The sequence below is a fragment of the Nocardioides sp. NPDC000445 genome (assembly GCF_040300245.1).
Taxonomy (GTDB): Bacteria; Actinomycetota; Actinomycetes; order Propionibacteriales; family Nocardioidaceae; genus Nocardioides.
The window spans coordinates 69047-86679 of the sequence record NZ_JBEPDH010000013.1 but is presented as its reverse complement, the minus strand read 5'-3'; the positions used below and the strand labels follow the sequence as shown (position 1 = coordinate 86679).

Annotated in this window: 16 protein-coding genes; 11 read left to right on the top strand and 5 right to left on the bottom strand. The window is 70.7% G+C overall.

The annotated features are described in order from the left end of the window. Positions 1-139 precede the first annotated feature (139 nt). The 7 genes from benA to ABT304_RS18200 all read left to right on the top strand — a co-directional run bounded on the left by benA (position 140) and on the right by ABT304_RS18200 (position 10746). The gene (benA, locus tag ABT304_RS18230) at positions 140-1507 is read left to right on the top strand and encodes a benzoate 1,2-dioxygenase large subunit (RefSeq protein ID WP_350717266.1); all 1368 of its coding nucleotides are present in this window, start codon (positions 140-142) and stop codon (positions 1505-1507) included. Between the two features lie 2 nt (positions 1508-1509). Further along, on the top strand, positions 1510-2049 hold the full coding sequence (gene benB, locus ABT304_RS18225; RefSeq protein WP_502890368.1) for a benzoate 1,2-dioxygenase small subunit: 540 nt from the start codon (positions 1510-1512) through the stop codon (positions 2047-2049). 9 nt (positions 2050-2058) lie between these two features. Continuing rightward, on the top strand, positions 2059-4755 hold the full coding sequence (gene benC / locus ABT304_RS18220) for a benzoate 1,2-dioxygenase electron transfer component BenC (protein ID WP_350717265.1): 2697 nt from the start codon (positions 2059-2061) through the stop codon (positions 4753-4755). Between the two features lie 69 nt (positions 4756-4824). After that, the gene (locus ABT304_RS18215; RefSeq protein ID WP_350717263.1) at positions 4825-6111 is read left to right on the top strand and encodes an MFS transporter; all 1287 of its coding nucleotides are present in this window, start codon (positions 4825-4827) and stop codon (positions 6109-6111) included. A 20-nt stretch (positions 6112-6131) separates the two neighbouring features. Then, a complete protein-coding gene (locus tag ABT304_RS18210) occupies positions 6132-8798 on the top strand; it encodes a helix-turn-helix transcriptional regulator (protein WP_350717261.1) in 2667 nt (888 codons plus the stop codon). After that, positions 8795-10018 carry a benzoate/H(+) symporter BenE family transporter gene (locus ABT304_RS18205; protein WP_350717259.1) on the top strand — a complete coding sequence of 408 codons (1224 nt, stop codon included), beginning with the start codon at positions 8795-8797 and terminating at the stop codon, positions 10016-10018. The genes ABT304_RS18210 and ABT304_RS18205 overlap by 4 nt, the downstream gene beginning before the upstream one ends. After that, positions 10015-10746: an alpha/beta hydrolase family protein gene (locus tag ABT304_RS18200; protein ID WP_350717257.1), complete on the top strand. Its 732-nt coding sequence runs from the start codon at positions 10015-10017 to the stop codon at positions 10744-10746. Before ABT304_RS18205 ends, ABT304_RS18200 begins: the two co-directional genes overlap by 4 nt. On the opposite strand, the gene ABT304_RS18195 is transcribed toward ABT304_RS18200, so the two are convergent. Next, positions 10733-11446, bottom strand: a complete 714-nt coding sequence (locus tag ABT304_RS18195; protein ID WP_350717255.1) for an aquaporin — start codon at positions 11444-11446, stop codon at positions 10733-10735. The genes ABT304_RS18200 and ABT304_RS18195 overlap by 14 nt on opposite strands. 46 nt (positions 11447-11492) lie before the next feature. Between ABT304_RS18195 and ABT304_RS18190 the strand changes: the two genes are divergently transcribed. Both ABT304_RS18190 and ABT304_RS18185 read left to right on the top strand, forming a co-directional pair. Next, entirely contained in the window at positions 11493-12164 is a 672-nt protein-coding gene (locus ABT304_RS18190; RefSeq protein WP_350717254.1) for an arsenate reductase/protein-tyrosine-phosphatase family protein, read from the top strand. 44 nt (positions 12165-12208) lie between these two features. After that, positions 12209-12658 (top strand): arsenate reductase ArsC, encoded by a 450-nt coding sequence (locus ABT304_RS18185; protein ID WP_350717252.1) that lies wholly within the window; start codon positions 12209-12211, stop codon positions 12656-12658. On the opposite strand, the gene ABT304_RS18180 is transcribed toward ABT304_RS18185, so the two are convergent. Further along, positions 12645-13991, bottom strand: coding sequence for an NAD(P)-binding domain-containing protein (locus tag ABT304_RS18180; RefSeq protein WP_350717250.1), 1347 nt, complete (start codon positions 13989-13991; stop codon positions 12645-12647). The genes ABT304_RS18185 and ABT304_RS18180 overlap by 14 nt on opposite strands. A gap of 89 nt (positions 13992-14080) precedes the next feature. On the opposite strand from ABT304_RS18180, the gene ABT304_RS18175 reads away from it, so the two are divergent. Further along, positions 14081-14428, top strand: coding sequence for an ArsR/SmtB family transcription factor (locus ABT304_RS18175; RefSeq protein WP_350717248.1), 348 nt, complete (start codon positions 14081-14083; stop codon positions 14426-14428). A 9-nt stretch (positions 14429-14437) separates the two neighbouring features. Here the strand turns inward: ABT304_RS18175 and ABT304_RS18170 are convergent, their stop codons facing one another. Further along, on the bottom strand, positions 14438-14896 hold the full coding sequence (locus tag ABT304_RS18170; RefSeq protein WP_350717246.1) for a MarR family winged helix-turn-helix transcriptional regulator: 459 nt from the start codon (positions 14894-14896) through the stop codon (positions 14438-14440). 57 nt (positions 14897-14953) lie between these two features. On the opposite strand from ABT304_RS18170, the gene ABT304_RS18165 reads away from it, so the two are divergent. Beyond that, a complete protein-coding gene (locus ABT304_RS18165; protein ID WP_350717245.1) occupies positions 14954-15289 on the top strand; it encodes a hypothetical protein in 336 nt (111 codons plus the stop codon). 54 nt (positions 15290-15343) lie between these two features. Here the strand turns inward: ABT304_RS18165 and ABT304_RS18160 are convergent, their stop codons facing one another. Then, positions 15344-16927 (bottom strand): 4-hydroxyphenylacetate 3-hydroxylase family protein, encoded by a 1584-nt coding sequence (locus ABT304_RS18160; protein ID WP_350717244.1) that lies wholly within the window; start codon positions 16925-16927, stop codon positions 15344-15346. A 31-nt stretch (positions 16928-16958) separates the two neighbouring features. After that, positions 16959-17534, bottom strand: coding sequence for a flavin reductase family protein (locus ABT304_RS18155; protein ID WP_350717242.1), 576 nt, complete (start codon positions 17532-17534; stop codon positions 16959-16961). Positions 17535-17633 lie beyond the last annotated feature (99 nt).

Below are 17633 nucleotides of genomic sequence, written 5' to 3'. Positions count from 1 at the left end.
ACAACAAGGACGAAACTGACGCTTATTGATCGATTCGAATGATCAATAGGTGCCTAGGTCGGGACTGGGCATTCGCCTGGTGTGACGGTCGCCACGTCTTGCGAAGGTGTGGGGACCGTCACCCGTTGGAGGCATCACCATGACCGCACCGCTCACCGAGAGCCTGGGCCACATCGAGAACGTCCTGTCGGACGCCGTGGTCGAGGACCGCGAGGCCGGGATCTACCGCGCCAACCGCCGAATCTTCACCGACGAGGAGGTCTTCGAGCTGGAGATGAAGCACATCTTCGAGGGCAACTGGATCTACCTCGCCCACGAGAGCCAGGTGCCCAACCCCGGCGACTACTTCACCACCTACATCGGGCGGCAGCCGGTCATGATCACCCGCGACAAGGACGGCGAGCTGCACTGCATGATCAACGCCTGCGCCCACCGTGGCGCGATGCTGTGCCGGCGCAAGACCGACAACCGGATGACCCTGACCTGCCCGTTCCACGGCTGGACGTTCCGCAACGACGGCACCCTGCTCAAGGTCAAGGACCCCGACGACGCGGGCTACCCGGAGAGCTTCGACACGCAAGGCTCGCACAACCTGACCCACGTGGCCCGCTTCGACAGCTACCGCGGCTTCCTGTTCGGCTCGCTCAACGAGGACGTACTGCCGCTCGAGGAGCACCTCGGTGACACCGTCAAGGTGATCGACATGCTCGTCGACCAGTCGCCCGAGGGGCTCGAGGTGCTGCGCGGATCCTCGACCTACACCTACGACGGCAACTGGAAGGTCCAGGCGGAGAACGGCGCCGACGGCTACCACGTCACCGCCACCCACTGGAACTACGCGGCCACGACCTCGCGTCGCAACACCGGCGAGTCGAAGAACACGACCAAAACCGTCGACGCGGGCAGCTGGGGCAAGGCGGGTGGCGGCTACTGGTCCTACCCGAACGGCCACCTGTGCCTGTGGACCTGGGCGGCCAACCCCGCCGACCGGCCGCTGTGGGACCAGATGGACACGCTCAAGGAGAAGTTCGGCGAGGCCAAGGGCGAGTTCATGGTCAAGGGCTCCCGCAACCTGCTGCTCTACCCGAACGTGTATCTGATGGACCAGTTCTCGACCCAGATCCGGCACTTCCGCCCGATCTCGGTCGACCAGACCGAGGTCACCATCTACTGCATCGCGCCGAAGGGCGAGAGCCCGGAGTCACGCGCCTGGCGGATCCGGCAGTACGAGGACTTCTTCAACGCCTCCGGCATGGCCACGCCCGACGATCTGGAGGAGTTCCGCTCCTGCTTCCTCACCTACCAGGCCTCCGCCGCTCCGTGGAACGACATGAGCCGTGGCGCCGAGCACTGGCTCACCGGCCCCGACGAGGTCGCCGAGGCACTGGACATGCCGGGTGTCATCTCGGCCGGCGCGAAGAACGAGGACGAGGGTCTCTACCCGGTCATGCACGCGCAGTGGACCGAGCAGATGCGTACGGCCATCGCGAACGAGAAGGGCAACTGACCATGACGCTCACCCAGAACGCCCCGGCCGGGGCGAAGCTCGTCACCCCCAAGCTCATCACGCACAACATGATCGAGCAGTTCCTCTACCGCGAGGCGCGCTTCCTCGACGACCGCGAGTTCGAGAAGTGGCTGGAGTGCTACGCCGACGACGTCGTCTACTGGATGCCCTGCTGGGACGACGCGGACCTCCTGACCGAGGACCCGCAGACCGAGATGTCGCTCATCTACTACCCCAACAAGGGTGGTCTGGAGGACCGGGTCTTCCGGATCCGTACGGAGCGGTCCTCGGCCACCTCCCTGCCCGAGCCGCGTACGTCGCACAACATCAGCAACGTCGAGGTGATCGAGCGCCGCGGCGACCTGGTCGACGTGCGCTTCAACTGGCACACCATGTACTTCCGCTACAAGACCGTCGACCCCTACTACGGCACGTCGTTCTACACGATCGACTTCTCCGGCGAGCAGCCGCTGATCCGCCGCAAGACCGTGGTGCTGAAGAACGACTACATCCACCACGTCGTCGACATCTACCACGTCTGAGGCACCGCGATGACTGCAACACAGACCGAGCCGAGCACCGGAGTCGCGACCCACCAGGTCGCGCTCTCCTTCGAGGACGGGGTGACCCGGTTCATCACCGTCCGCGAGGACCAGACCGTCGCCGACGCGTCCTACCGCCAGCGGATCAACATCCCGCTGGACTGCCGCGACGGCGCCTGCGGGACGTGCAAGGCGCTGTGCGAGTCGGGGGAGTACGACGGCGGCACCTACATCGAGGACGCGCTCTCCGAGGCGGAGGCCGCCGAGGGGTACGCCCTGCCGTGCTCGATGAAGCCGCGCTCGGACCTCGCGCTGCAGATCGCCACCACCTCCGAGGTCGCCAAGACCGGCGCCGCGAGCTACACCGGCACCGTGGTCGGCCTGGACCGGCTGAGCCCGACCACGGTCGAGCTCGCCATCGACATCCCCAACCGCGGCGAGCTGGCCTTCCTGCCAGGTCAGTACGTCAACATCGCGGTGCCCGGCACCGAGGTGACCCGGTCGTACTCCTTCGCGAACGCCCCGCACGAGGAGCGGCTCGTCTTCCTGGTCAAGCTCACCCCGGGCGGCGCGATGTCGACCTGGCTGACCGAGCGGGCCGCCGTCGGTGACGAGGTCACCTTCACCGGGCCGAACGGCTCCTTCTTCCTGCGCGAGGCGCGCCGGCCGGTGCTGATGCTGGCCGGTGGCACCGGGCTCGCCCCCGTGCTCTCCATGCTGCGTCAGCTGGACGTCGACGGCTGCGACCGCGGCGGCCGCCTGGTCCACGGCGTCAGCACCGACGACGACCTGGTCAAGCTCGACGAGGTCGAGGAGCTGGTCTCGCGGCTGCCCGGGTTCACCTGGGACCACTGCGTCTCCGACCCCTCCTCGACCGCCGCCAACAAGGGCTACGTGATGAGCCTGATCGGCGACGAGGACCTGCACGACGGTGACGTCGCGATCTACCTGTGCGGCCCGCCGCCGATGGTCGAGGCGGTGCGTACCCATGTCGCCGGTGCCGGCATCCAGCCCACCGGGTTCTACTACGAGAAGTTCGCCCTCGCCGTCCCTGCTGCCGAGGCGTCAGCCCCGTCGGCCGAGGCGTCGCCTGCGTCGGCCGAAGCGTCACCCTTCCGCGTCGAGCTGGAGACCCACCCGGAGGCGCGGGCGATCGCGGGGCAGCAGATGCTTCCAGCGCTCGATCTCGGACCCGCTGGATCGGCCGCCACGACGCGTGACGACGGAGATGTCGTACGCCGCATCGCGGGTCAGCTGGTCGCGCCGGCCGCGCTCGACGGAGCCGTCGGCGCGGTCGTCGAGGACGACGGCCTGAGCGTGGCCGCGGATGCCCGCCGGATCGGTGGTCAGGAGGTGTTCCCGGCCGGTGATGACCTCTCGGCCGACGCACCTGACGCCTCGGCCGGCGCGGGCGACGTCTCGACGACTGCGGACGGCTACACGATCGGTGAGGAGCACCCGGACATCTCCGCGTCCGATGCGATCTTCGAGGCCCGGGCGGCGCTGGAGGTGGGAGCGCTCGATCTGACCATCGGACGGCTCGACTCCCAGCAGCTCGCCGGTTACCGACTGCTCGCCGAGTCCACCCTCCCGTACGTCGAGGGCGACCGGTTCCTCGACGCCCACGGCTACACCGAGTCGAACGCGGCCTTCCACGACTACCTGTTCACCCTCACCGGCAACAGCCACCTGCTGGCCGCCTACCAGGCGCTCGGGGTCAAGGGCCGGATGGAGGACGTGCTGCGCAACGCCACCTGGTGCCACCCGCAGTGCACCCAGGACCACCTCGACATCGTCGAGGCGTTCGAGCGCGGCGACCGGGCGGCTGCCCGCGATCTGATCAAGGCCCACAGCGAGCGGTCCCAGGAGACGATGCGGCGCGCGATGGCCGAGTCGGCCGCCGCGAGCAGGCCGCGGTTCATCACGCCGGGCCGATTCGCCGGCCAGGTCGTGGTGGTGACCGGGGCCGCCCAGGGCATCGGTGCCCAGGTCGCCCGCCGGGTGGGCGCCGAGGGCGGAAAGGTCGTCCTCGCCGACCGATCGCCGCTGGTGGCCGAGGTCGCCACCGACCTCACCGGCCACGGCACAGGAGCGACCGCGGTCGAGTGCGACCTCGAGCACTACGAGGGCGCGACCGCGCTGGTGGAGCGGGCTGTGGAGACGTACGGCCGGATCGACGTGCTGATCAACAACGTCGGCGGCGCGATCAACTTCAAGCCGTTCACCGAGTTCACGCCTGCACAGATCGACGCCGAGATCACCCGATCGCTGATGACCACGCTGTACGCCTGCCGGGCCGCCCTGCCGGGCATGGTCGAGCGCGGCCACGGCGTCATCGTCAACGTCTCCTCGGCCGCGACCCGCGGCATCCACCGGATCCCGTACTCGGCGGCGAAGGGTGGGATCAACGCGATCACGGCGTCGCTCGCCCTGGAGTACGCCGGCGATGGCATCCGCGTCGTCGCGACCGCTCCGGGCGGCACCGAAGCGCCGCCGCGCCGGATCTCCCGGGGCACACCCACGCCGCGGACCGACGACGAGAAGGCGTGGTTCCAGGCCCATATCGACCAGACCCTCGAGACCTCACTGATGCACCGCTACGGCACGCTCGACGAGCAGGCCGCCGCGATCTGCTTCCTCGCCTCCGAGGAAGCCTCCTACATCACCGGCACGGTCCTTCCCGTCGCCGGCGGTGACCTCGGCTGAGCCACCAGGTCCTCTCTCGGGGCCGTCCCTCCCTTCGCGAGCACGCTCGCGTCACCCATGGAGACACCCATGTCCGAAAACACCGATGAAATCACTCGGGCCAAGACCGCGCGCCAGCTCGCCTGGGTCGTCGCGCTCTCCGCGCTGGCCCTGATGTTCGACGGCTACGACCTCGTGGTCTACGGCACGGTGCTGCCGACCCTGATGTCAGATCCTTCCCAGATCGGGCAGCTCTCCGCGGGCCAGGCGGGCACGCTCGGCAGCTACGCGCTGGTCGGGGTGCTCGTCGGCGCACTGAGCGCCGGCGCGGTCAGCGACCGGATCGGCCGCCGGAAGGTCGTGCTCGCCAGCATCACCTGGTTCTCGCTGGGGATGGCCGCGACCGCGTTCGCCCAGTCGATCGCCGTCTTCGGCATCCTGCGCTTCCTCACCGGCCTCGGGCTAGGCGCGATCCTGGCGACCGTCGGCGCCCTGGTCGCCGAGTTCGCCCCGCCGGAGCGGAAGAACCGGCTCAACGCGATCGTCTACAGCGGCATCCCCGCCGGCGGCGTGGCCGCCTCCGTGATGGCGCTCATCATCGACCCGAGCGGCTCCAACTGGCGGATCCTGATGGCGATCGGCGCGGCTCCGCTGGTGCTCCTGCTGCCCTTCGCGATCGCCAAGCTGCCCGAGTCGCAGCTGTGGCTCGACTCCCGCGGCCGGGTCGCGGCGACCAGCACGGCCCAGGAGGCGGTCGGCTTCAGCGCGCTGGCGCGCCGCCCGCTCGCGTTCCCGACTGCCGTGCTCGGCCTGATGAGCTTCTCCGGTCTGCTGCTGACCTACGGCCTGAACACCTGGCTGCCGAAGATCATGGAGGACAACGGCTACGGCAAGGCGTACGCGCTCACGTTCCTGCTGGTGCTCAACGGCGGTGCCATCCTCGGTGGTCTTCTCGCCTCGTACGTCGCCGACCGCACCGGGGCCAAGAAGGTGGTCTCGACGACCTTCGTGCTCGCCGGCCTGATGCTGTTGCTGCTGCCCCTCGGGCTGCCGCTCTCCATCCTGTTCCCGGCCGTCGCGATCGCCGGGGTCGGCACGATCGGTACGCAGGTCCTGATCTACGGGCTCGTCGCCAACTACTACCCGACCCGGGCCCGCGGCGCGGGCGTCGCCTGGTGCGCCGGGTTCGGCCGGCTGGGCGGCATCGTCGGACCGATCATCGGCGGGGCGCTGGTCGCCGCCGGAGTGGGCGGCACCACCGCATTCCAGATCTTCGCCGGCGTCGCGGTGCTCGGTGCCCTTGTGACCGTGGCGGTGCCGCGGTCCCCGGAAGAGACCGTCGTGAGCGTCACGCTCGACGACGGCGTACCCGCCTGAAGGGGGCCTAGGGTGTGACCGTGCTCATAGAACGAGCTGGGTGTGTCGGTCGCGAGGACGAGCTCGTGGAGCTCACCTCGCGGCTGGCCCGCGCCCGCACCTCCGGCTCGGCCGCCGTACTCGTCCTCGGCGACCCGGGGCTGGGCAAGACCGCGCTGCTGCGCGGCCTGGCCGACCGGGTCACGACACCGGCGCTGAGGGCCCGCGCCGGCGCGTGGGAGCAGGACTCGCCCGGAGCGGTGCTGCGCCAGCTGCTCGGGGAGGAGCCGCCGGCCGACCCGGTCGCCGCGGCGGATGCCCTGGTCGCGCGAGCCCTGGCAGGGTGCGCCGACGAGCCCGGACTGATCCTGGTCGACGACGCCGACCTCGCCGACACCCTCTCCCTGCAGGCGATCGCCTCCGCGCTGCGCCGACACCGCGTCGCCCCGGTTCTCGTGGTGCTCTCAGCCACCCGCAGCACCGCGTTCCTCGGCGAGATCGCCGCCGAGACCGTACGCATCGAGGGGCTGGACGCGGCCGCGGTCGGCGAGCTCGCCTCGCTGCGCGGACGGGTTCTGCACCCGTCGATGGCCGAGGTCCTCACCCGCCACACGGCGGGCAGCCCGCGTGACGCGGTCGCGCTGCTCGACGAGCTCCCACCGACCCGCTGGGCACGTCCCGACACCCAGCTGCCCGCCCCGGTCCACGTCCGCGACGAGGTCCAGCTCGCCCTCGCCGGGTGCGGCGCCGACGGACGTGCGCTCGCCGAGGCCTTCGCGATCCTGGGAGAGGACGCGTCGCTGGGCCAGGCCGCGGCCCTCGCCGGTCTCGAGGACCCGCTCTCCGCGGTGGATGCCCTGGCCTCGGCCGGGCTCGTGGAGACCACCCGCGACCACCGCCCCCGCTGGCGTACGCCATTGGTCGGCGTCGCCGTGCTGGCGACGATGGGCGCTCGCCGGGCCGCCGACGCGCACCAGCGCGCGGCCGCGATCGTCGACGACGAGGTCCGCCGGGCCCGGCACCTGGTCGCTGCCACCCCGCTGCCCGACGCCGAGCTCGCCGACGAGGTCGCCCGGCTCGCCCAGCGGCGCGGGGACGAGGGCGCCTGGGCAGAGGCCGCGGCCCTCTACCGTGACTCCAGCCGGCTCACCGAGGACCCCGTGCGGCGCGACGACCGGCTGATCCACTCCGTCGACGCGCTGGTCGCGGCGGGTGACGGCATGGGCGCCGCGGCGCTGGTCCCGATCGTGGAGAGTCTGCGCGAGACGCCGCTGCGCGATGCGGTGCTCGCCTACCTGGCGATCCTGCGCGGCCGCGCCACCGAGGCCGAGGTGCGGCTCAAGCGCGCCTGGGACATCGTCAACGCCGACCGCGAGCCGGAGACGGCCGCGCTGATCGCCACCCGACACGTGCTGCACTCGCTGGCGCTGTGCCGGGGCGACGAGCTGGTCACCTGGGCCGACCGGGCGATCTCACTGGCCGGCCGGGACTCGGCGGCGGGGGTCGAGGCGGCGGCGATCCGCGGGCTCGGCCTGGCGATGGCCGGCCGGTTCGAAGACGCCCACGAGGCGTACGCCCTGGCCGCGCGCCGCGTCGGACACAGCGCCCAGACCCAGCGGGTCACCATGGGCCGCGGCTGGCTCGACGTACTCTCCGACGAGCCCGATGAGGCTCGCAGCCGCCTGGAGGGCGTCACCGACCCTCGGGTCCTCGGCGGCTCGACCCGGATCTCGATGTGGGCCCTGGCCTGGCTGGCACGGGTGCAGTTCCTGACCGGTGAGGGCGAGGCGGCCCTGCAGACGGTCGCGGCCGGCCGGGCGCTGGCCGCCGAGTCCGGCATCGCCCTGGTCACCCCGCTGCTGGAGTGGACGGCCACCGAGACCCACCTGCTGCGCGGCAGCTGGGAGGAGGCGGCCCGCACCGCCCGCGCCGCCGAGATCGGGGCGCAGGGCTACGAGATCATGCGCGTCCCCGCGCTGCTCGCCCGCGCCCACATCGCCGAGGCCCGCAGCGACTTCCGCGCGGTCCTCCGCATCCTCGAGCCGCTCACCCAGGCCCCGGCCGGAAGCGCGCTGACCGAGCCGGCCATCTGGCCCTGGGCCGAGACGTACGCCGCCGCGCTGATCGCGGAGGGCCGCTTGGACGAGGCGGATGAGTTCCTCCGCCCGCACGAGGCCCGCGCCCGGGAGGAGCAGCACCGCTCCGCCCAGGCCAGGCTGGCCACCGCCCGGGGCCGCTGGCACGGCGCGCGTGGCGACCTCGCCGGGGTCCGGGACACGTTCGACCGCGCGCTCGGTCTGCTCGACGGGCTGCCGCTGCGCTACGAGCGCGCCCGGGTCACCTTCGCGTACGGGCAGGCGCTGCGCCGCGCCGGCCGCCGTCGCGACGCCGAGGCGCTGCTCTCCTCCGCGCGTGATCTGTGGGACGGGATCGGCGCGGTGACGTACGTCGACGCCGCCCAGCGCGAGCTGCGCGCCGGGGGAGTGCGGGCGCCGCGCGGTCAGCGTGGCCCGGTGGACCTGACCCCGCAGGAGGAGACCGTCGCGCAGATGGTCGCCTCGGGGCTCTCCAACCGCGAGGTGGCCGCGCAGCTCTTCGTCTCGCCCAAGACCGTGCAGTACCACCTGACCCGCATCTACGCGAAGCTCGGCGTCCGCAGCCGGACCGAGCTCGCGGCGATGGCGGCCGAGCCGACGGAGGAGCCATGAGCACCGAGCTCGACGTCCGCGAGCCCCGGGCCGGTCTGCGGCGCGACCTGGGCCGTCACGAGCTGGTCAACGGCTTCATCGGCTTCCTCTTCTCCTGCACCGGCCCGGTCGCGGTCATCCTGGCCGTCGGCCAGGGCGCCGGACTCTCCGCCGCGGTGGTCGCCTCCTGGGTGAGCGCGGTCTTCTGCCTCAACGGCGTCCTGACGATCATCGCCTCCCGCTGGAGCCGGCAACCGCTGGTCTACTTCTGGACGATCCCCGGCACCGTGGTCGTCGGCCAGGCGATGGCTGCCGGCACCACCTGGCCGGAGACGGTCGGCGGCTTCATCATGGCGGCGGTGCTCCTGGTCGCGCTGGGCCTGACCCGGCAGGTCGACCGGGTCATGCACCTGCTGCCGATGCCGATCGTGATGGCGATGGTGGCCGGTGTCTTCCTCCGCTTCGGCACCGACCTGGTCCTCGCCGTCGACCGCGACCTGGCGATCGCCGGGCCGATGGTGGTCGCCTTCGTCGCCGTCAGCGCGGTCCCACGACTCGCGGGCTGGCTCCCGGCGGTGCTGGTCGCGCTCGCCGTCGGCGCGGTCGCGGTGAGCCTCGCCGACCGACCGGCCGTCTCGGTCTCCGGGCGATGGCTGGCCGACCCGGTCTGGACCACGCCGGTCTTCACCGGGTCCGCGTTCATCGAGCTCACCATCCCCCTGCTGATCACCGTCCTCGTCGTCCAGAACGGCCAGGGCATGGCGGTCCTGCGAGCCGCCGGCCATGACCCGAGGATGAACCAGGTGACCGGCTGGTGCGGGGTGACCTCCCTGGTCGCGGCTCCCTTCGGTGGCGTGTCCACCTGTCTGGCAGGGCCGACCAACGCGCTGGTCACCGCCTCGGGCGAGCGTCGTCGGCACTATGCCGCGGCGATCTGGTGCGGCGTGCTCGCGATCGGGTTCGGCCTGCTCGCCCCCGGCATGGTGCGGGTCATCACCACCATGCCCGAGGCGTACGTCGCCGTGCTGGGCGGCCTGGCCATGCTCAAGCCGCTCCAGGGCGCCTTCCAGACCGCCTTCAGCGGGCCCTACGTCACCGGCGCGCTGGTCACCTTCCTGGTGACCGTCGCCGACATCACCGTCTTCAACATCGGCTCCGCCTTCTGGGGGCTGGTGGTCGGTGTCGCGGTCAGCGTGCTGCTCGACCGCGACACCCGAAACAACAGCAGGGAGAAGTCATGACCACCACCGACACCACCTACCCCGATGCGACGATGCGCTACGGCGCCACCGCCCGTCAGGTCGCCGACGTCTTCGAGCCGGCGCAGGCGACCGACTCGCTCGTGCTGCTGCTCCACGGCGGGATGTGGCGCGACTCCGACCGGATGCGCACCTGGTCCGCCGGCCGGGCGCTCGCCGAGGCCGGTCATCTGACCGCGACCGTGGAGTACCGGCACGGGCCCGGCCAGTGGCGGCAGGCCTTCGACGACGTCGAGACCGCGATCGAGTCGATCCAGCTCAGCGGCCGGGAGTGGACCATCCACAACGACGCACCCCGCCGGATCACCCTGGTCGGACACTCCTCCGGCGGCCAGCTCGCCCTGTGGGCGGCCTCCCGGGCGGGCACCCTCGTCACCGGCGTCGTGGCCCTGGCCCCCGCCGCCGCGCTGGCCGCGATGAGCCAGGACGGCCTCGGCGACGGCGCGGTCGAGGAGTTCCTCGGTGGCACCCCGTCCGAGAACCCCGAGGCGTACGCCGCCGCCGACCCGCTCGGTCTCGCCCCGCAGGTCCCGGTGCGGGTCCTGCACGGCGCCGCCGACACCGTGATCCCGCTCGCGATCTCCGAGCGCTATGCGGCAGCACACCCCGGCGTACGCCTGGAGGTCGTCGACGGCGCCGACCACGCCGCCTGGGGCGACCCGGCCTCGACGGCCTGGCCGCACCTGCTCACCGCGGTCAGCCAGGTCTGACGACGACGTCGTCGGCCTTGTCGCCGACGCCGGGGTAAAGGACCAGGACCAGGAGTACGCCGACGGCGAGGCCGACGAGCTGCGCGAGGACGAACGGCGTCACCGAGCCGGGAGCGATGCCCGCGAAGGTGTCGGAGAAGACCCGGCCGATCGTGACCGCCGGGTTGGCGAACGAGGTGGAGCTGGTGAACCAGTAGGCGGCGCCGATGTAGCCACCGACCGCGGGCGCTGCGAGAGCGCCGCGGTCGCTGCGTACGAGAGCGAAGATCAGGACCACCAGGCCGGCGGTGGCGACGATCTCGGCGACGAAGTGGCCGCCGGTGGCCCGGTCCTTGGTCGAGATCGCCTGGTCGACGTCGAACATCACGTTGGCCAGCAACGCGCCACCGATCGCGCCCGTGACCTGCGCCACCACGTAGGCGCCGACCTCGGCGAGCGAGAGCCCCTTGCCGGCCCGGCGCCCGAGGAACCAGTCGGCGAGCGAGACCACCGGGTTGAAGTGCGCGCCCGAGACCGGGCCGAACATCAGGATCAGCGCGGCCAGTCCGAAGACGGTCGCCATCGAGTTCTCCAGAAGCTGCAGGCCGACGTCGTCGGGGGAGAGCTGCTCGGCGGCGATGCCCGAGCCGACGACGACGGCGACGAGCAGGGCGGTGCCCAGGAATTCGGCCAGCACGCGGCGCGGGAGGGAAGAGATCACGGTCGCATTCTTGACGTACGACGATTACTCAGTCAATATTGAGTCAATGGAGGTTGAGAGACAGCCGGAGCTGGAACGCCGGGCGAAGATGCACGCAGCGCTCGGTGATCCAGTGCGACTTCGGATCGTCGACAGCCTCCAGATGAGTGATGCCTCCCCCACAGAGCTCGCCGGGATGCTGAATGTCCCGTCGAACTTGTTTGCTCACCACGTGCAGACCCTGGTGAGCGCAGGCGTCGTGTCCCGTCATCATTCCGAGGGCGACGGGAGACGCACGTACCTGCACCTCGAGCAGGACGCGCTCGAGAGCCTGGGCACCGCATCCCCCGTGGCGGTGCCCAGGCGTGTCCTGTTCGTGTGCACCGGCAACTCGGCCAGATCGCATCTGGCCGCGGCGCTGTGGCGTCAGGTCAGCGCGATCCCGGCCGCCTCCGCCGGCACCCATCCCGCCGAGCAGATCAACCCAGGGGCGGTCGATGTCGCATCCCGCCACGACCTGGAGCTCCCCATCGTCGATCCCCGTGATCTCGACGACGTGCTCGACCCGGACGATCTGGTGGTCACCGTCTGCGACCGCGCGCACGAGACCCCGAAGGTTCGCGGCGAGCTGCACTGGTCGATCCCCGACCCGGTGGGCAGGGGCCCCGAGGCCTTCGATGCTGCGTACGTCGAGCTCGAGCACCGGATCCGGACGCTCGCTTCCCGTTTCGACTCCTGATCTCGACTCCTGACCCCACACCCCACCGCAAGGAGAACCACTCGATGAACACCGACGGATCAGCGGCCGAGGCCAAGCCCGCCGTCCTCTTTCTCTGTGTCGAGAACGCCGGTCGCTCGCAGATGGCGCTCGGCTTCTTCACCCACTACGCCGGCGACCAGGCGATCGGCTGGTCCGGAGGCTCGGCTCCGGCCGCGGCGATCAACCCGGTCGCCGTCGAGGTCATGGCCGAGCTCGGGATTGACATCTCGGGGGAGTTCCCCAAGCCCTGGACCGACGAGGTCGTACGCAGTGCCGACGCCGTCATCACCATGGGCTGCGGTGACGCCTGCCCGTACTACCCGGGCAAGCGCTACGAGGACTGGAAGGTCACCGACCCGAAGGGCGGGGGCATCGAGCACGTACGCGGCATCCGCGACGAGATCGAGCAGCGGGTGCTCGGTCTCCTCGGTGAGCTCGGTGTGACCCCCGCCCGCTCCGTCACGAGAGGGTGATCGGCGCGCGGCTGATGGTGAACAGCTCCTCGCTCGGAGCCGTCGGGCCGCAGCAGCCGCCACCGCTCGTGCTCTCCGGGTCGTCGAAGCGATGTATCGAGCTTGTCGAGATGACGCCGGCGCCGCCGCAGACCCCGGTGTCGGGGAGCTCGAGCTCCACCCGAGCGGCCGCGTCGTGGTCCCCGGCGAGCTCGGCGACCACGCTGCGTACCTGCTCGTAGCCGGTCATCGCCAGGAAGGTCGGCGCGCGACCGTAGGACTTCATCCCGACGAGGTAGAGGTCGGGCTCGGGCTGGGCGAGGTCCTTGGCGCCGGTCGCGCTGACCGAGCCGCAGGAGTGCAGGTTGGGATCGATCTGGACCGCGATGTTGCGCGGCGCCTCCAGCGTCGGGTCGAGGTCGAGGCGCATCTCGCTGAGGAAGCCGAGGTCGGGACGGTAGCCGGTGAGCACCACGATCTGGTCGGCCTCGATGGCGCGGCCGTCCTCGGCGATGACGGTGCCGCCGTCCACCCGCTCCGTGCGGAACCCGGTCACCAGCTCGACCGAGCCGTCCTGGACCGCCTTCCTCGCGCGTACGCCGAGGGCGCCCCGCTCCGGGAGCTCGTCGGCCTCGCCGCCGCCGAAGGTGTTCGTCGAGACCGCGCGGCGGATCGCCCAGGTGATCCTCGTTCCCGGGTAGTTCTTGGCGATGGCGGTGAGCTCGTTGACGCCGTTGAACGCGGAGTCACCCGCGCCGATCACGACCGTGTGCCGGCCGGCGTACGCCTCGGGGTGCGCGCGGTCCGGGACGGCGTAGCCGAGCGCGCCGGCGGCGTGCGCCGCACGCTCCCCGAGTGCCGGGAGCCCGTCGGCCCCGGCCGGGTTGGGGCGGCGCCAGGTGCCGGAGGCGTCGATGACGGCGCGCGCCTCGATGCGTTCCTCGGTGCCGTCCGCACCGGTCACGTGCAGGACGAACGCCTGCTCGGCACGGTCGGCGTCGACGAGGCGGTCACGGCCCTTGCGGGAGACGCCGGTGACCGTGGCGCCGTAGCGGACGTGGTCGCCGAGCGCCTCGGCGAGCGGGGCGAGGTAGCGCTCGCGCCACTGCGCACCGGTCGGGTACCCCTGAGCGGGTGCGGTCCAGCCGGTCGGCTCCAGGAGCCGGGCGGCGGCCTTGTCGACGAGCTCCGGCCAGGCCGAGAAGAGACGTACGTGGCCCCACTCGGCGACGGCTGCCGCAGGCTCGCTCCCTTGCTCGAGCACGAGCGGGATGAGGCCGCGCTCGAGGAGATGGGCGGCGGCCGCGAGGCCCTGGGGGCCGGCGCCGATGACGGCAACGGGAAGGTCGGTCATGATGCTCCTCAGATTCAAGAACGTCGATATGTCGGCGACCTTAGGCGACGTATCGACGTTCGTCAATATCATTCGGTAGACTCGTCCTCATGACCGTTCTTCCCGTGCTTCCCTCCGCCGCCGTCGCGTGCTGCTCTCCGGTGACCGCAGGCGTCCTCGACGACGACCAGGCCGAGGCGCTGGCGCGGATGTTCAAGGCGCTCGGTGACCCCAACCGGGTCAAGCTGCTCTCGATCATCGCGGCCGCCGAGGACAACGAAGCCTGTGTCTGCGACCTCACCGAGCCGGTCGGGCTGTCCCAGCCGACGGTCTCCCATCACATGAAGCTGCTGGTCGAGGCCGGGCTCGTCACCCGCGAGCAGCGCGGCCGATGGGCCTACTTCTCCATCGTCCCCGGCGTCCTCGACTCGCTCGCGGGCGCGCTGGCGTCCCGCTAGGCGCCCGGCTCAGCGGGTCGCTGCGGCGATGACCTCCAGCAGTCGGCGATGGAGCTCCATCAGCTCGTCGACGCTCATGTCGAGACGCTCGACGATCGCGGGCGGGATCTTCTCGGCGTCGTCCCGCAGTGCGCGCCCGCGATCGGTCAGGACGACGGCGAGCGAGCGCTCGTCGAGCTTGTTGCGTTCGCGCCGGATGTAGTCCTGGGCCTCGAGGCGCTTCAGCAGCGGCGAGAGCGTGCCGGGGTCGAGCTGCACCTTGCGGCTCAGCTCGGAGACGCGGAGAGGCTCCTCCTCCCAGAGGGCCAGCATGACCAGATACTGCGGGTGGGTCAGTCCCATGGGCTCGAGCAGGGGTCGGTAGAGGCCGATGACGCTGCGGGCGGCGACGGCCAGGCCGAAGCAGACCTGTTGATCGAGGGCGAGTGGGTTCTCGATCTCCGAGAGGGGGTCCTTCTTCGTCGGCATGTGAGTTAGCGTACCAATAGTTGGTGCACAAACAGTTTGCCTGGTAAGTATGGAGCCGTGAACGATCAACCGCGACGACCACGCCACCTGATGGACCCGGACAACCCGATCCGGCCCGTCAACGACAAGTCGCTCACTCACGTGAAGCAGTGGGTGGCGTCCGTGCTCGTCGTGTTCACCGTCGCCCACCTGGCGGTCGGGCTGGTCATCGGTGCCGTCGCGATCGACCCGGTCTACCAGAGCTCGCGGGTCGGGCTGTGCATCATCGCTGCGGCCTTCGGGGTGCTGGGCCTGGCTGGCGGGTTCCTCATCCACCGGCGCAGCCCGCTCACGCCCTGGCTGGTCCTCGGTGTCCTGCCGGCAGCTGTCGGGCTCTGGTACATCCTGCGCTGAGGCCCGAATGCCGAGTCGGCGCGTTCGAACGCGCCGACTCGGCGGGGTTTCTCCTCAGAACAGGTCCGGGACGGTCCAGCCGTCGAGGTCGTACTCGGCCAGGAACTCGTCGGCGAGCCCCTTCATCGCGTCCGCCCCGCCGCGGTTCTGGGCGGCGAAGAGGAGCTCGGCCTTCACGTTCTCGTGGTTGCCGGAGTAGTTGCGCTCGTAGAGCTCGTGACGGCCGCCGAACTCGGAGCCGATCGAGTCCCACAGCGCCTTCATGACCTTGACCCGGTCGACGGCGGTGATGCCGTTGGAGCCGCGGACGTACTTGTCCAGGTACGGCCTCACCTCGGGGCTCTTGAAGTCGGCGGCGCCGGAGGGCAGGTAGATCAGCCCGGAGGCCACGTCCTGCTCGATGATCTCCTTGACCCGCGGATAGCCGTGGATCATGAACATCCGGTACGTCAGGCCGTACTCCAGCTTCGGGATGACCGCGTCGCCGACCCACGGCTCGGGGTCGCGGGCCATCGACTCGGTCAGCGACCAGAACAGGTTGCGCCAGCCGATCACCTCACCCACCCGCGTCTGTACGCCGCGGAAGCCACCCGAGCCGGTGGCGTCGAGCGCCTTCATCAGCAGGCCGGCGATGAAGTCGAGCTTCACGGCCAGGCGCGTGCAGCCCTGGAAGGTGAACCGGGGCAGGAACCCCGACTGCGGGAAGAACGAGTTGATCCGGTCGACGTCGCCGTACATGAAGACGTTCTCCCAGGGCACGAGCACCTTGTCGAAGATGAAGATGGTGTCGTTCTCGTCCATCCGGCTCGACAGCGGGTAGTCGAACGGCTCGCCGTTCTGGGCCGCCTGCTCGGTGTAGGAGGAGCGGCAGATCAGCTTGATGCCGGGGGCGTCCATCGGGACGGTGCAGATCAGCGCGAACTGCTTCTTGCGGATCGGCAGGCCGTAGTGGGCGATGAAGTTGTAGTTGGTGATCGCGCTGCCGGTCGCGACGACCTTGGCGCCGGAGACGATCAGGCCGGCGTCGGTCTCCTTCTCGACCTTCATGTAGACGTCGCCGACCTCGTCCGGCGGCAGCTGGCGGTCCACCGGCGGGTTGATGATCGCGTGGTTCCAGTAGAGGACCTTCTCCTGGGACTCGCGGTACCAGCGCTCGGCGTTGTCCTGGAACGGCGTGTACAGCTCCTTGTTGGCGTGCAGGGTGCCGAGGAAGCTGGCCTTGTAGTCGGGGGAGCGGCCCATCCAGCCGTACGTCATCCGGGACCAGCGCGCGATCGCGTCGCGCTCCTTGAGCAGGTCGGCCGAGGAGGTCGGCGTCTTGAAGAACGGCATCGTGACGCCGCCGTTGCCGGTGTCGGTCGGCACGGTGAGCTCGTCGACGTGCGGGCCGGTGTGGAGCGCGTCGTAGAGGCGCGCGGTCATCCGCACCGGGTTGCGGAAGGCCGGGTGCGTGGTGACGTCCTTGACCCGCTCACCGTGCAGGTAGATCTCGCGGCCGTCGCGCAGGCTCTCGATGTACTCGTCGCCGGTCATCGGACGGGAGGCGAAGTTGGTCCGCTGGTTGGCGGGCGAGCCGGCGGCCGGGTTCACGGTCGGCGGGCCGTCGGACTGGGACTCCTGGGCGAGGGTGTCGGTCATGGTTCTCTCCTTGGTCTGGCAGTTGGACGGATCAGTAGTGGGTGGAACGTGGGATCACGGGGACATCGATGGCGGTGAACGACGTGGTCGCGTCGAACCAGCCGGTACTCGGGTCGTCCTGGCAGCCGAGCCAGACGACCTCGGAGGACGGGTTGCCGATGTGGTGGAAGGCGCTGTCGTGGAAGAGCAGCGGCTTGCGGTCGGTGGTGATCACCTCGACGACCTCGCCGAGGAACAGCAGGTGGTCCCCGCCGTCGTCGGTACGCCACGGGCGGCACACCAGCGTTGCGGCCGTCCCGCCCAGCCGCGGCGCCGTCGCGCCCTCGCGCCAGGGGAGCGGGTCGCTGCCGGGACGCCCGGCGAAGTGCATGGCGACATCGCTCTGGTCATCGGCGAGGACGTTGACCGCAAAGGCCTCGCCCTCGAGATATGCGGCCGCCTTGGACGTACGCGTCAGGGCGACCTGCACGAGCGGCGGGTCCAGCGAGATCGGGGTGAAGGCCGTGACCGTGGCGCCGTGGTGGGCGCCGTCCGGGGTGCGGCAGGTGATCACGGTGACGCCGGTCGCGAAGCGGCCGAAGGTCGACCGCAGGGTGCGTGGGTCCATGGAGCTCCTCCTTCATCGGGCCGCGGGTCGTGTGGCGGCGGTCACGTCGGAGGACGACGCTAGATCCGGATCACGAGGGCGGCGATCCGCTGGGCGAAC

Excerpts from the sequence above, each read along its gene's own strand:
- benA (WP_350717266.1), top strand. The coding sequence starts at position 140 with ATGACCGCACCGCTCACCGAGAGCCTGGGCCACATCGAGAACGTCCTG.
- ABT304_RS18205 (WP_350717259.1), top strand. The coding sequence starts at position 8,795 with ATGAGCACCGAGCTCGACGTCCGCGAGCCCCGGGCCGGTCTGCGGCGC.
- ABT304_RS18200 (WP_350717257.1), top strand. The coding sequence starts at position 10,015 with ATGACCACCACCGACACCACCTACCCCGATGCGACGATGCGCTACGGC.
- benB (WP_502890368.1), top strand. The coding sequence starts at position 1,510 with ATGACGCTCACCCAGAACGCCCCGGCCGGGGCGAAGCTCGTCACCCCC.
- ABT304_RS18215 (WP_350717263.1), top strand. The coding sequence starts at position 4,825 with ATGTCCGAAAACACCGATGAAATCACTCGGGCCAAGACCGCGCGCCAG.
- ABT304_RS18185 (WP_350717252.1), top strand. The coding sequence starts at position 12,209 with ATGAACACCGACGGATCAGCGGCCGAGGCCAAGCCCGCCGTCCTCTTT.
- ABT304_RS18170 (WP_350717246.1), bottom strand. The coding sequence starts at position 14,896 with ATGCCGACGAAGAAGGACCCCCTCTCGGAGATCGAGAACCCACTCGCC.
- benC (WP_350717265.1), top strand. The coding sequence starts at position 2,059 with ATGACTGCAACACAGACCGAGCCGAGCACCGGAGTCGCGACCCACCAG.
- ABT304_RS18160 (WP_350717244.1), bottom strand. The coding sequence starts at position 16,927 with ATGACCGACACCCTCGCCCAGGAGTCCCAGTCCGACGGCCCGCCGACC.
- ABT304_RS18180 (WP_350717250.1), bottom strand. The coding sequence starts at position 13,991 with ATGACCGACCTTCCCGTTGCCGTCATCGGCGCCGGCCCCCAGGGCCTC.
- ABT304_RS18190 (WP_350717254.1), top strand. The coding sequence starts at position 11,493 with ATGGAGGTTGAGAGACAGCCGGAGCTGGAACGCCGGGCGAAGATGCAC.
- ABT304_RS18175 (WP_350717248.1), top strand. The coding sequence starts at position 14,081 with ATGACCGTTCTTCCCGTGCTTCCCTCCGCCGCCGTCGCGTGCTGCTCT.
- ABT304_RS18155 (WP_350717242.1), bottom strand. The coding sequence starts at position 17,534 with ATGGACCCACGCACCCTGCGGTCGACCTTCGGCCGCTTCGCGACCGGC.